This window comes from Bowmanella pacifica, from assembly GCF_014645355.1.
Classification (GTDB): Bacteria; Pseudomonadota; Gammaproteobacteria; order Enterobacterales; family Alteromonadaceae; genus Bowmanella; species Bowmanella pacifica.
This window is the reverse complement of record NZ_BMLS01000001.1, coordinates 1,230,991-1,243,177: the sequence shown is the minus strand read 5'-3', so window position 1 is coordinate 1,243,177 and position 12,187 is coordinate 1,230,991. Positions and strand designations below refer to the sequence as shown.

At 50.7% G+C, this 12,187-nt stretch carries 13 protein-coding genes; 6 read left to right on the top strand and 7 right to left on the bottom strand.

The window, feature by feature from the left end:
• Positions 1–9 precede the first annotated feature (9 nt).
• On the bottom strand, positions 10–540 hold the full coding sequence (locus IEX02_RS05155; RefSeq protein ID WP_188691165.1) for a DUF3016 domain-containing protein: 531 nt from the start codon (positions 538–540) through the stop codon (positions 10–12).
• A gap of 255 nt (positions 541–795) precedes the next feature.
• Between IEX02_RS05155 and IEX02_RS05150 the strand changes: the two genes are divergently transcribed.
• The 5 genes from IEX02_RS05150 (at position 796) to IEX02_RS05130 (ending at position 4,542) form a co-directional block, all read left to right on the top strand.
• Complete coding sequence (locus IEX02_RS05150) at positions 796–1,017, top strand: hypothetical protein (protein ID WP_188691162.1); 222 nt, start codon at positions 796–798, stop codon at positions 1,015–1,017.
• 317 nt (positions 1,018–1,334) lie between these two features.
• A complete protein-coding gene (locus IEX02_RS05145; RefSeq protein ID WP_188691161.1) occupies positions 1,335–2,177 on the top strand; it encodes a MipA/OmpV family protein in 843 nt (280 codons plus the stop codon).
• 12 nt (positions 2,178–2,189) lie between these two features.
• Positions 2,190–2,564 (top strand): DUF3019 domain-containing protein, encoded by a 375-nt coding sequence (locus IEX02_RS05140; RefSeq protein ID WP_188691159.1) that lies wholly within the window; start codon positions 2,190–2,192, stop codon positions 2,562–2,564.
• Positions 2,564–3,259: a response regulator gene (locus IEX02_RS05135; RefSeq protein WP_188691158.1), complete on the top strand. Its 696-nt coding sequence runs from the start codon at positions 2,564–2,566 to the stop codon at positions 3,257–3,259. The genes IEX02_RS05140 and IEX02_RS05135 overlap by 1 nt, the downstream gene beginning before the upstream one ends.
• 38 nt (positions 3,260–3,297) lie before the next feature.
• The gene (locus tag IEX02_RS05130) at positions 3,298–4,542 is read left to right on the top strand and encodes an ATP-binding protein (protein WP_188691157.1); all 1,245 of its coding nucleotides are present in this window, start codon (positions 3,298–3,300) and stop codon (positions 4,540–4,542) included.
• A 24-nt stretch (positions 4,543–4,566) separates the two neighbouring features.
• On the opposite strand, the gene purD is transcribed toward IEX02_RS05130, so the two are convergent.
• The 5 genes from purD to prmA form a co-directional block, all read right to left on the bottom strand.
• The gene (gene purD, locus IEX02_RS05125; protein ID WP_188691156.1) at positions 4,567–5,856 is read right to left on the bottom strand and encodes a phosphoribosylamine--glycine ligase; all 1,290 of its coding nucleotides are present in this window, start codon (positions 5,854–5,856) and stop codon (positions 4,567–4,569) included.
• Positions 5,857–5,931: 75 nt separating this feature from the next.
• On the bottom strand, positions 5,932–7,521 hold the full coding sequence (gene purH / locus IEX02_RS05120) for a bifunctional phosphoribosylaminoimidazolecarboxamide formyltransferase/IMP cyclohydrolase (protein ID WP_188691155.1): 1,590 nt from the start codon (positions 7,519–7,521) through the stop codon (positions 5,932–5,934).
• 122 nt (positions 7,522–7,643) lie between these two features.
• Positions 7,644–7,937 carry a DNA-binding transcriptional regulator Fis gene (gene fis / locus IEX02_RS05115; protein WP_102794436.1) on the bottom strand — a complete coding sequence of 98 codons (294 nt, stop codon included), beginning with the start codon at positions 7,935–7,937 and terminating at the stop codon, positions 7,644–7,646.
• A gap of 21 nt (positions 7,938–7,958) precedes the next feature.
• The gene (gene dusB, locus IEX02_RS05110) at positions 7,959–8,963 is read right to left on the bottom strand and encodes a tRNA dihydrouridine synthase DusB (RefSeq protein WP_188691841.1); all 1,005 of its coding nucleotides are present in this window, start codon (positions 8,961–8,963) and stop codon (positions 7,959–7,961) included.
• A 226-nt stretch (positions 8,964–9,189) separates the two neighbouring features.
• Positions 9,190–10,065 (bottom strand): 50S ribosomal protein L11 methyltransferase, encoded by an 876-nt coding sequence (gene prmA / locus IEX02_RS05105; RefSeq protein WP_188691153.1) that lies wholly within the window; start codon positions 10,063–10,065, stop codon positions 9,190–9,192.
• Positions 10,066–10,200: 135 nt separating this feature from the next.
• Here prmA and IEX02_RS05100 point away from each other — a divergent pair, with 135 nt between their 5' ends.
• Positions 10,201–10,956 carry a substrate-binding periplasmic protein gene (locus IEX02_RS05100; RefSeq protein WP_188691151.1) on the top strand — a complete coding sequence of 252 codons (756 nt, stop codon included), beginning with the start codon at positions 10,201–10,203 and terminating at the stop codon, positions 10,954–10,956.
• Here the strand turns inward: IEX02_RS05100 and IEX02_RS05095 are convergent.
• Entirely contained in the window at positions 10,931–12,133 is a 1,203-nt protein-coding gene (locus tag IEX02_RS05095) for a methyltransferase (protein ID WP_188691150.1), read from the bottom strand. The genes IEX02_RS05100 and IEX02_RS05095 overlap by 26 nt on opposite strands.
• Between the last annotated feature and the right edge of the window lie 54 nt (positions 12,134–12,187).

The following is a 12,187-nucleotide window of genomic DNA, read 5'->3' as shown; positions in this document are numbered from 1 at the left end:
TTTTGACACTTAGTCTTCTTTTTTCGGCAGTAAGTCAGCGAAAGTATCGTTAAACCAATCTCTCAGCATATTCTTTTCATAACGCAGAGATTCACTGTTGAACAGCGGGTTAACTCTGTCCTGGAAACTCATATCTTTCAGATCAACTTCTTCGCCTTTTACTACCTGGTCACTGGCATCCAGCAATTTGTAGTCAAACTTCATGCGAGGAATGTCTATTCGTTTAATCAGACGTACATCCGAAGGACTGTTTAGGCCAACAAAACTGCCGGGCCACACTTGTCCTGCCAGGTCAAGGTTGGTGACGTTTAGCTGTAATTTGTGTCCGTCGGGCAGCTTTTCAGCCAGTTTTTCCAGGTACTTTTGTATATCAGCAAAGGTACGCTCCCTGAACTTAACTCGGGATTCATTGGCCGGACGTACGTCAGTATAACGTTCAGGATCCTGCCAATTTATTTCAACGTCAGCCTTTGCCCAGGAGGTACCGCTAACACCAAGCAGCACGGCAGCCATCATTAAGGAGCGGGTAACATTTTTCATACTCTTACCTCTGCATAAACATAGGGGGTTATATGTGTCAGTCTACATGCTTCAACTGAATTTTGGCTGAACCAAAGCAAAAGATAAGAGCATTATAGCTAAAGGATTTCAAAAGCTTAGTCGATTAGCCGGTACTTGTTGTCTGAGGGGTAATATGAGGATAAGTATGAAATTAGTGAAGATGTGTCTGTACGAGTGCCTTTTAGGGCACCCATCCATGAACTCACGGGTAAGCGACCGCCAGGGATGGCGGAAGTGACGAAAACGCAGGAGCAGTTTTTCGTCCGACTGTCAGGGATGGCGGAAGTGACGAAAACGCAGGAGCAGTTTTTCGTCCGACTGTCAGGGATGGCGGAAGTGACGAAAACGCAGGAGCGGTTTTTCGTCCGACTGTCAGGGATGGCGGAAGTGACGAAAACGCAGGAGCAGTTTTTCGTCCCGTTCATCCTGAACATCGCCATTCCTATTCATCCATGAATCCATGGCATACCGTTCATCCTGAACATCGCCATTCCTATTCATCCATGAATCCATGGCATACCGTTCATCCTGAACATAAAAAAGGCCGGGGATACCGGCCAACCACAACACAGGCTTGATTGCTTAAACCTGCTCTTGCACTATGTCGGCAACTACAGGCTTCCTTTCCATAAACCGACAGGGCATGCTACGTGTACAGCCTGGTGACATCAGATCAAATTTGCCAGCATTTGTGAAAATTTGTAATTGCAGAGTGAGTCGGACTTCCGCCTTTGCTACTCTTGTCCGTCTATATTTTGGGAGTTGTGGTAACCATGCTGCGGGTATTGATCGGTATGCTGCTAACTGGCCTGTTATTGGTCGGTGGTCAAGCTGTTGCCTGTGAACAAGACTGCATTGATACACACCAATGGCAAATTGGCGTGGCCATTGGCGCTGGGGTGAGAACTAACCCCTTGGTCGATGGTGACAATATTCCCTTGGTGGTCTTACCCGATATTGCCTGGTACGGCGAACGTTTTTACCTCGACAATGATGAGCTGGGCTATCAGCTTGCTGCGCATTCAGACTGGGCGGCAGAGGTTTTCGTTAACATCAATAAAGAAGCCGCTAACTTTGCTTTTTGGCATCCTGCCAACATATTTTCCAATTTGGCGCTTACCAACAGCATGATTGGTCCATCTGCCGAGGTTAGACGCGCGGTATCCAAAGACGATGTTGCTACCCGTCACTGGGCGGTGAATGGCGGTGTACGTCTTCATTGGCGGTTTGAAAATGCTGAATTGCAAGTCAGTACAGTGACGGACGTCAGCGGTGTGCATAATGGTGGACAAGCCGAGTTGAACTACAGTTATTCAGGCCATATTGGAGCGTGGCGCTGGAGTGTTACTCCCGGCCTGATTTGGAAAAGTGCACGGCTGGTGGATTATTATTACGGTTTGGATGATCGTGACGGCGTAGATACCTCCCTTTATTATGAAGGACGCTCTGGTTGGTACCCGTCACTGATGTTGCAGGTAACCAAACCTTTGGCAGAGAACTGGTTGTTGCTTGCCAGTATGAACTGGACCAAGCTGCACAAGGGAATGACGGACAGCCCATTGCTGGCAGAAAATAAGATTCGAGGACTTTTTGTTGGTGTGGCCTACCATTTCTGAGTGGAAAAAAGCGTGAAGTTGCCAGTTTTCGGGGGGCTAGTTTTACTGGCCGTTCAGAGCTGGTCGTTTGCTGCTGTGGCACAGGATGTGGGTTGGCGTATCAAACCTAATGTATGTGTGGTTGAAAAGATGGGCGATGCCTGCCAGTTGGAGTTGAGCATCGAAATCTGGGGTGAGCTGCCCCCCCATGCCTGTTTATTTTTTAGTGACCAACAACTGCAATGCTGGCAGGTGCCCGCTAAGCATATGCAATTGTCGTTGAGCTACAGTGAAACGACAGTATTGAGTATGCGGCACGAAGACCAAGATATACTGACCGAGACGCTGGAAGTGAAGGCGCAAAGCGCGCTTCGTCAGCGAGTACGTAAACCCTGGAGTCTGTTCTGATGGCAAAGGTATTTCTGGTAGAAGATGATGAGCGATTGAGTCAGTTGACGGCTGATTTTTTGCGAAATCAGCAATTAGACGTAGTACAGTTTGCCGATGGTTCGGGCCTGTTGCAGGAAGTACGTAAACAGCAACCTGATATTATTCTGTTGGATGTAATGTTGCCCGGTGAAGACGGCTTTATGTTATGCCGTTCGCTGCGTAATAGCTTCAATGGCCCCATTCTGTTTTTAACCGCCAGGGACACCAATTACGATCAGGTGCTGGGGTTGGAACTGGGCGCAGACGACTACGTTATTAAACCTGTTGAACCTCGTGTTTTGCTAGCGCGAATTCATGCTTTGCTGCGGCGTGTTAAACCGGCGGTTAATCAGCCGCAGTCCAGTAAGCTGAAGTTTGGCAGCTTAAGCATTGATAGTGCATCCCGCCAGGTGCTGTTGGCTGATGAGCAAATTCCCCTGACCAGTCATGAGTTCGATTTATTGTGGATGCTGGCGGAAAATGCCTCTCAATTGGTTGATAGGGAAAGAATCTATCGTGACCTAATCGGTCGGGAATATGATGGTTTGGACCGTTCGGCCGATGTGCGGATCTCAAGGTTGCGCAAAAAGCTGCGGGACAATCAGCAGAACCCCCAACGTATTAAAACCATCTGGGGCAAAGGCTTCTTTTTTGTTGCCGATGCCTGGGACTGATATGTATCTCATTGCTTTGACTGCACGGATTTAACTAAATGGGCAGACTCTTTGTCAGCCTTTATCTGTTTATTGTTCTCTCACTGGTAGGTTTAGCCGCTGTTCTGGATAAGGTATTTCTGGAAACGGACAGCCAGTTGGATCCCTGGGTAGCAGCGACCGCCGGTTTTGTCGCTGCTCATCTGCATGAACCTGAACAACTTAACTCCCATCTTCAGTCGTTTGGCTTGACGGCCGATCTGTTGGATATGGACAGTATCGCCTGGCCAGCCGATATGGCTGCCCAACTCAGGAAAGGCCAACCTATTGTTTTATATGATAAAAATGTTGGCCAGCAGTTGTATGTGCTGAACGCTCAGGGAGATTTATTGCAAATCTACCATCCTGGTGGCCGCCCCACGCTGAACGTTTGGCTTTACAGCGGTTTATTCTTTGGCTTACTGGCTATCTTATTGTCTTTGTGGATTTGGCCTTTATGGCGGGATCTGTCACGTTTGAAGGACGCATCTAATTCCTTACGCCAGGATGGTTCATTACCCGAGCTGTCGGTTGGTTCTGCGTCTGCGCTGTCTGGTATTGTGCAGTCTTTTAATCAACTTAGTGATCAAATTAAACAGCTTTTGCAAAACCAGCGCGAGTTAACTGGCGCGGTGGCCCATGAATTCCGTACTCCATTGTCCCGGCTTAAGTTTGCCCTCGCGGTTGAACCCCCGCCTGGGACGGCTCCCTGGCAGGCTATGAGCCGGGATGTGGAAGAGTTGGAGCGCTTAGTACAGGAAATGCTTGATTACGCCAGCATGGAGAGTGTGGCACCGGAAATGGATTATTCGCTCTTGCCCCTGGCTGAGCTGATTGAGGGTGTCGTCAAGCGTATGCAAGTAAACTGTCCGCCACACATCCAACTGGAGCTGGCATTAAAAGATTGCGAATTATTGGCTGACGGTCACTTTGTGCAAAGGGCGCTACAGAATATCCTGCAAAATGCCATGCGTTATGCAAAGCGCAAGATTCAGGTGGGTATTGAAGAGGACGACCTTCAGGTTCGTATATTGATTGATGATGACGGCTTTGGCGTTGGTGAGGCCGATAGACAACGTATATTTGAGCCTTTTTTCAGACCCGACAGTGGGCGTGACAGAAAACGCGGTGGCGCTGGGCTGGGATTAGCCATTGTCAGCCGTATTCAACAATGGCATGAAGGTAGTTGCCACGTCGAGGGTTCGCCGCTGGGTGGTGCTCGTTTTGTCCTTTGTTATCCCAAGCCCAATAAAAAAGGCCCGTAACGGGCCTTTTCAGTAATCCATGACTTATTCGCCTTGCTCCCGCGCGATGGCGCGCCAGGCTATGTCTTTGCGGCAGAACATACCGTTCCAACTGATTTTTTCAACCAGCTTATAGGCATTCTGCTGTGCTTCGCTGACTGTTTCACCCAGGGCGGTTGCGCATAACACGCGGCCACCGTTAGTGACTACCTGACCGTCCTGCATTTTGGTACCGGCGTGAAACACCTTGGCACTGGCACTTTCACCTTGGCCCAGACCGCTGATTACATCGCCTTTAGGATAATCACTCGGATACCCTTTAGCGGCCAGTACCACACCTACTGCGGCGCGGTTGTCAAAGGCAATCTCAGTGCTATCCAGTTTGCTGTCCAACGCAGCGTCACACAGACTAACCAAATCGGATTGGAGACGCAGCATAATGGGCTGGGTTTCCGGATCACCAAAGCGGCAGTTGTATTCGATGACCTTGGGCGTGCCATCTGCCGTGATCATTAACCCGGCATACAGAAAGCCAACGTAAGGATTTCCTTCTGAGGCCATACCTTCTACTGTGGGGTAAATGACCTGATCCAGGATGCGCTGGTGGATCTCTGCTGTCACAACCGGCGCAGGAGAGTAGGCACCCATACCGCCCGTGTTAGGACCCTGGTCACCGTCGCCAACCCGTTTATGGTCCTGGCTGGTGGCAAAGGACAGCACATTTTTACCGTCAACCATCACAATAAAGCTGGCTTCTTCGCCGTCCAGAAACTCTTCAATGACGACGCGGCTGCCCGCATCACCAAAGGCATTACCGGCCAGCATATCGCGAATGGCGTCTTCGGCTTCCTGCTCGGTCATGGCGACAATCACGCCTTTACCGGCGGCCAGGCCATCGGCTTTGACGACAATAGGGGCACCTTGCTGTTTAAGGTACGCCAGTGCAGGGGCAATTTCGGTAAAGGTTTGGTAGGCCGCAGTGGGAATATTGTGACGGGCCAGAAAATCCTTGGTAAAAGCCTTGGAGCCTTCCAACTGCGCGGCCGCCTGGCTGGGGCCGAAGATACGCAGGCCAGCGGCCTGGAACTTGTCAACTACGCCTAATACCAGCGGTGCTTCCGGGCCAACTATGGTCAGGTCGATTTTTTCCTGCTGAGCAAACGCCAGTAAACCACCAATATTTTCCGCACCAATGGCCACATTCTGCATACCCGGTTCCAGCTCGGTACCGGCATTACCTGGTGCGACAAAAACCTGACTGACTTGTTCAGATTGTGCCGCCTTCCAAGCTAGCGCATGTTCACGGCCACCGCCGCCAATAATCAATACTTTCATTCTGTTCTCCCTTGCAGGACTGGTTGGTGAACCAGTAGGCCAATTTTCCAGTCCTGCATTGTGCCTGAAAACCTGTTAGTGGCGGAAGTGACGCATGCCAGTAAATACCATGGTCATACCATGTTCGTCGGCGGCGGCAATCACTTCTTCGTCGCGCATCGAGCCACCAGGCTGGATGACTGCTTTAATACCGGCTGCCGCGGCAGCATCTATGCCGTCACGGAAGGGAAAGAATGCATCGGATGCCATGACGGATCCTGCAACCTGCAAGTTTTCATCCGCTGCTTTGATACCGGCAATTTTGGCAGAGTAGACACGGCTCATCTGGCCTGCGCCCACACCAATGGTCATGCTGTCTTTGGTGTAAACGATAGCGTTGGACTTCACGTACTTGGCTACTTTCCAGGCAAACAGCAGGTCTTTGAGTTCTTGCTCGCTGGGCTGGCGCTTGGAAACAACTTTGAGGTCTTCCAGGTCTACCATGCCAAAGTCACGGTCTTGTACTAACAAACCACCATTTACGCGTTTCAGGTCAAACTCTTCGGTCAACTGACCTTGCCAGTCACCGCATTCCAGTAAACGCACGTTTTGCTTGGCGCTGACTATCTTAACGGCCTCAGCCGAGACGCTAGGGGCAATGATCACTTCAACAAACTGACGGTCGATAATGGCCTGAGCCGTTTTACCATCCAGCTCCTGGTTGAAAGCGATAATGCCACCAAAAGCTGATGTCGGATCGGTTTGATAAGCGCGGTTATAGGCTTCCAGAATATCGCTGCCCAGCGCCACGCCACATGGATTGGCGTGCTTAACGATAACGCAGGCTGGCTCGTTAAATTCTTTCACACATTCCAGGGCAGCATCGGTGTCGGCGATGTTGTTGTAAGACAGTTCTTTGCCTTGCAACTGACGGGCGGTTGCGACTGATGCTTCTTGTACATCGCTTTCTACATAGAAAGCAGCCGATTGGTGGCTGTTTTCACCGTAACGCAGATCCTGCTGTTTGATAAATTGCATGTTTAAGGTGCGTGGGAATGGCGATCCTTCGCTGGAAGGTTCACCGTGTGAAGGCACCATAGCACCAAAATAATTGGCAATCATGCCGTCATACTGAGCCGTGTGTTCAAAGGCGGCAATGGCCAGATCAAAACGGGTGGCCTGGGTCAGACTGCCACTGTTTTGCTGCATTTCTTCCAGCACGCGGGCGTAGTCGTGGGCATTTACAATGATTGCCACATCGTTGTGGTTCTTCGCTGCGGCGCGCACCATGGTCGGCCCACCAATATCGATATTCTCGATGGCATCTTCCAAAGTGCAGTCATCATTGGCAACAGTATTGGCAAAGGGGTAGAGGTTAACCACTACCATATCAATAGGTTGGATATCATGTTGTTCCATGACGCCTTCATCCTGACCGCGGCGTCCCAGGATGCCGCCATGCACTTTCGGGTGCAGCGTCTTAACCCGGCCGTCCATAATTTCAGGATGCCCGGTGTAGTCTGACACCTCTGTCACATTCAGACCGGCATTGGCCAGCAACTTGGCGGTGCCGCCGGTTGAGAGCAGTTCGATATCCATGGCCACCAGGGCCTGTGCGAATTCAACGATGCCGGTTTTGTCTGACACGCTCAACAGGGCGCGACGGATGGGTTTTGCATTTTCCATCAAGAAGTCCTCTTGGGATGAAGGATAGAAGAACATGAAGTTGGCCTGGCATAGTCTAGATGCCGGCCTAATTAAAGAAAAGAGCACCATCAGGTGCTCTTTTCAGCGGCGGCCAGCAGGCCTTAGTTCATACCGTACTGCTTCAGTTTCTTACGCAGTGTGCCACGGTTGATACCCATCATGATGGCAGCGCGGGTTTGGTTGCCGCGGGTGAAAGTCATGATTTCTTCCAGTAACGGCGCTTCAACTTCGGCCAGAACCAGTTCATACAGGTTCTCGATGTTAGTGTTGTCCAGCTGTTTCAAGTATTTGTTGACGGCTTGCTTGACGGAGTCGCGCAGTGGCTTCTGAGCCTGAGTTTGAGAAGGAGTCGTTACCGTTGTGGTAAAGGGAGAAGTTACGTTTTGATCGAACATAATACTATCTTTGCTCTTAGGTTAATGATACTCGGCGACAGAAACGGAGGTAGACTCCGATTCCATCAACTGTTCAAAATACTGATTTAATGCTTCAAGTTGCGCTGACGCTTCTTCAATGGCATTAAAGTTACTACGAAACCGACGATCCAGGTCATGTTCCGCCAGATACCATCCCACATGCTTGCGGGCGATACGCGCGCCTGAAAACTCACCATAAAACTGGTGTACGTTGCTGACATGTTCGAGCATTACCTGCCTGACTTCAGCTAACGGAGGTGGTGCTAACAGCTCACCTGTTTTCAGATAATGCGCAATTTCTCTGAAGATCCAGGGACGTCCCTGGGCTCCCCGACCAATCATCACGGCATCTGCACCGGTCATTGTCAGCACCTGGCTGGCTTTTTCCGGGCTGGTGATATCCCCGTTTGCTACCACGGGAATAGACACTGCCTGCTTGATTGCCCTTATGGTGTCGTATTCGGCCTCTCCTTTGTACATACAGGCTCTGGTCCTGCCATGTACTGCGAGAGACTGAATACCTTCGCCTGCGGCGATTTTGGCGATCTCTACTCCATTACGGTTATCCGTGTCCCATCCGGTACGGATTTTCAACGTCACTGGCACATCGACCGCATTTACAACTGCGCGAACGATATCCCTAACCAGATCCGGATATTGGAGCAGGGCTGACCCCGCCATTTTTTTATTTACCTTTTTGGCCGGACACCCCATATTGATATCAATGATCTGGGCACCGGTTTCGACGTTATGGATTGCCGTAGCCGCCATCAACTCTGGGTCAGCACCTGCAATCTGTACTGACCTGACACCTGACTCCCCTTCATGGTTCATCCGGTGCTTGGACTTGTCTGACTTCCATACATCGGGGTTGGATAACAGCATTTCTGACACCACCAAACCAGCTCCCATGCGTTTGCACAATTGCCGGAAAGGACGGTCGGTTACACCAGCCATAGGCGCCAGGATCAGATTATTCTCTAGTTTGTAAGGACCAATCTGCATAACACCGCTGTGCAAAAAATATCCACCCTGTCCAAAAGGGCGCTAAGTTTACGGTTTTTTTGTCATGATGAAAAGGCTAGAAATTAAACAAAATGTCAGTTTTTTTGCCATTTGTGACTTGACAGGCAAAAACCTGTTATGCGGCACGTATCAAGCAGGACGGGCGCTGGCGAGCGCCCTGTCAGGCTGAACGCGTTCTGTTCGATTTGCACCAAATTGGTGCGGACTAGGGGTGGCGAGTTCCGCTGACTCTGGCCCAGTCCCCCTCGATGGCTATGTCATCCATATCAAAATCCTCACTGTAAAGCTGACGAATATCTTCGGCTTGTTCTTTGAGGATCCCTGACAAGGCCAATTTACCGCCCGGACGGCAGTAAGCTGTGATGACTTCACGCAATTCACGCAGCGGACCAGCAAGAATATTGGCTACCACCACATCTGCTTTAAGTGCCGGCTGGTTTTGTGGCAGGTATAGCTCAATCTGTTCACCTACCTGATTGCGATTAGCATTGTCCTGGCTGGCCTGAATAGCCTGGGGATCAATATCAATACCTACAACGCGCTTGGCACCCAGTTTCAGCGCGGCGATACCCAAAATGCCGGAGCCACAACCAAAATCTACCACCAGGCTCTCGCTCAGAGGTAAGCCATCAAGCCAGCGTAAACATAATGCCGTGGTGGGGTGTGTCCCGGTGCCGAAAGCTAAGCCGGGATCCAGCATAACATTGACGGCATTGGCATCCGGTACCTCGCGCCAGCTTGGGCAAATCCATAAGCGGGTGCCAAACTGCATAGGATGAAAGTTGTCCATCCATTCCCGCTCCCAATCCTTGTCCTCCAGCGGGTCAAGTTTTATCAGCGCATCAGGTGGAAGTTGGCTTTTCAATTCCAGCAGCAAAGGGGTGAGGTCATCTTCGGCATCAAACAGACCCACTACCTGCGTGTCCGGCCATAACTGCACTTCGCCGGGTTTAGGCTCATACCAAGGTGTGTCTTTGGCATCCACAAAAGTGACCGCCTGAGCCCCCCAGTCAGACAAGCGTTCCCCCAGTGCTTCGGCTGCTTGGGGGGGAGTATTAATGCGAAGTTGGATCCAGGCCATGGTGCTCTCGACATTCGGGGACGCGGAAGGAGGCGTCAGTTGCAAAGTGTGCAGAAGTATAAATGGAGGAAGCTGGATCGCCAAAGGATCCTGTCTTAACCTGTTGAAGTGAAAACATCGATAGGCGTGATTTGCATGCGAGAGATAGTCATTCTGGGGTGCTTGTTGTGGAGTTTTACCGCTCAGGGTAAGTCACTCATGATGGCCGTGGGCTGGACCAAGCCTCCCTATGTTATTGCCGACCAGGATAAGGGTTTTGAACTGGATTTAATTCGCGCCGTGTTGAAGGATTTGGGTCACAAGGTCAATCCGGTCTATGTGCCCTTTGGTCGCTCGGCCGGGATGCTAAATCATGGTCAGGTTGATTTAGTGTTGAATATGACCGAGCGTTTGCCGGTCGCTAAAGAACAGCTCAGCGCGGTTTATGTTACTTATCGCAATGCTGCTATTAGCCTTAAGGTTGGAAGGGTGCATTTAGAGCGGGTGGCAGATATGCAGGGCTACAGTGTGGTTGCCTTTCAGAATGCTGCCATAGTGTTGGGCGAAGAATTTGCCGCCCATGCAGCGGCCAGTAAGTTGTATACCGAGTTACCGGATCAAACAAAGCAGGTAAAGATGTTAATGGAAGGACGAGTTGATATCGTTGTGATGGATATTAATATCTTCCGGCATGTTGCCCGTAGCATCAGTGAAGATGCTCTGTCGCTAGTGGACGTTCATTGGTTGTTTCCTGCCACAGATTATCGGGTGGGATTCAAGGATAAAGCCTTATTGCGTGACTTTGACAAAGCCCTGGCCGAGTATCGACGTTCGGATAAATACCGCACACTGCTGAACCGATATGATATTTGGCAGCCTCAGCCGATTAGGGCTGTAGATCAGCCAGAATAGCCAGGTTTCTTGGGGTCACTTCCCGGTCACAGAACTCTACCAGGGTGACGTTATAGCCTTGTTCTTCCATATACAGCGCTCGATCCAATACCAGCCAGTGCTCTAGCGTTCGCCTGAATAGATGTTGTATTAACTCCATACGTTCCAGCCTGCGAACTCTCTGCTCGGCGGCCTGTTGCAAGGCATCCAGTTGATGTTCTGCGTTGAACTGCAAGCCTTTTTGCTCCGCGGCCCATTGACAAAAAAACAGCGGTGGCTGACGAAATAGACTGTCCGGCGCCGAAGGTACGGCCAGGTATTCATCTTTACCACTATGGCTACGCTGCCAGATATCGAACATTTGCCTGTAGCGTTTTTCGGTCTGGCGCTTGTCTCGCTCTCGTTGGTGGGCGGTCACGGTTTCCTGCACTGCCAGGCGAAGATCCTGGCGACTTAACCGCAAAGCACTCTGTGCTGCCTGTCGGCTCATGGGCTGGTATTCAGCCTGGGCAATCAGCTGATAACAGCAGGGGCACAGCCTTATACTTTGCACCCTGCTTGCCACCGCATCCTGAAGCATATTGATATGTAGTTGCCCACATGCATGCAATGCCACAACTTGTTGTTCTTGCTGCAGGTAATCTGCGGTCGCTTGTTTTAGCACATCAGTACAGAAAAATTGCTGGGACAGGCCTAGTTTGTCAGCACTTTGTTGTCCTTGCTGGCACAGTTCGGCTTGCCATTCCAGTGATGTCACTTCATGGTTGGCTTGCCAGGCCAATAGTCGGCCTAAATGTCCCTTACCGGCGCACCACTCCAGAATAGACGTTGGTAACGGCGAGATGAGCGCGGAAAACGCGCTGATTTGCTGCCATTTTCTACCTTTAATCGCGTTTTTCAGCCAAAAAGGTGCAGCTGTCTGCTGATAATGTTTGGCTATGGCGAGTGGGTGTTTTAACTGCGGCAAATATACTGCACAGGCTGCATGCGCCTGTTCGGGGTCATCCTGCCAGATAGCGACTTGATGGTCACTCAACCCATCGAGCCACTGCGCAAGCCTTGGGTGGCTTTGTCGCCACGGATAATCTGCTTCGGCAAAAGGAACAAACTGCCAGAAAGGGCGAAATTCGCACAGATAATGATCCTGATCGAGGAAAGTGGCAGCTAGCATGAGGGAAATGTCAGGAGAAAAAAGCAATTTTATCTGCTTGCGGCAGAGACAGCCAATAAAAAAGGCGCCGAAGCGCCCAGA

What these genes read in the sequence shown, in the direction of transcription:
- IEX02_RS05130 (WP_188691157.1), top strand. Translation starts at nt 3,298, where the DNA reads ATGGGCAGACTCTTTGTCAGCCTTTATCTGTTTATTGTTCTCTCACTG.
- IEX02_RS05145 (WP_188691161.1), top strand. Translation starts at nt 1,335, where the DNA reads ATGCTGCGGGTATTGATCGGTATGCTGCTAACTGGCCTGTTATTGGTC.
- prmA (WP_188691153.1), bottom strand. Translation starts at nt 10,065, where the DNA reads ATGGCCTGGATCCAACTTCGCATTAATACTCCCCCCCAAGCAGCCGAA.
- purH (WP_188691155.1), bottom strand. Translation starts at nt 7,521, where the DNA reads ATGGAAAATGCAAAACCCATCCGTCGCGCCCTGTTGAGCGTGTCAGAC.
- IEX02_RS05135 (WP_188691158.1), top strand. Translation starts at nt 2,564, where the DNA reads ATGGCAAAGGTATTTCTGGTAGAAGATGATGAGCGATTGAGTCAGTTG.
- purD (WP_188691156.1), bottom strand. Translation starts at nt 5,856, where the DNA reads ATGAAAGTATTGATTATTGGCGGCGGTGGCCGTGAACATGCGCTAGCT.
- IEX02_RS05100 (WP_188691151.1), top strand. Translation starts at nt 10,201, where the DNA reads ATGCGAGAGATAGTCATTCTGGGGTGCTTGTTGTGGAGTTTTACCGCT.
- IEX02_RS05155 (WP_188691165.1), bottom strand. Translation starts at nt 540, where the DNA reads ATGAAAAATGTTACCCGCTCCTTAATGATGGCTGCCGTGCTGCTTGGT.
- dusB (WP_188691841.1), bottom strand. Translation starts at nt 8,963, where the DNA reads ATGCAGATTGGTCCTTACAAACTAGAGAATAATCTGATCCTGGCGCCT.
- fis (WP_102794436.1), bottom strand. Translation starts at nt 7,937, where the DNA reads ATGTTCGATCAAAACGTAACTTCTCCCTTTACCACAACGGTAACGACT.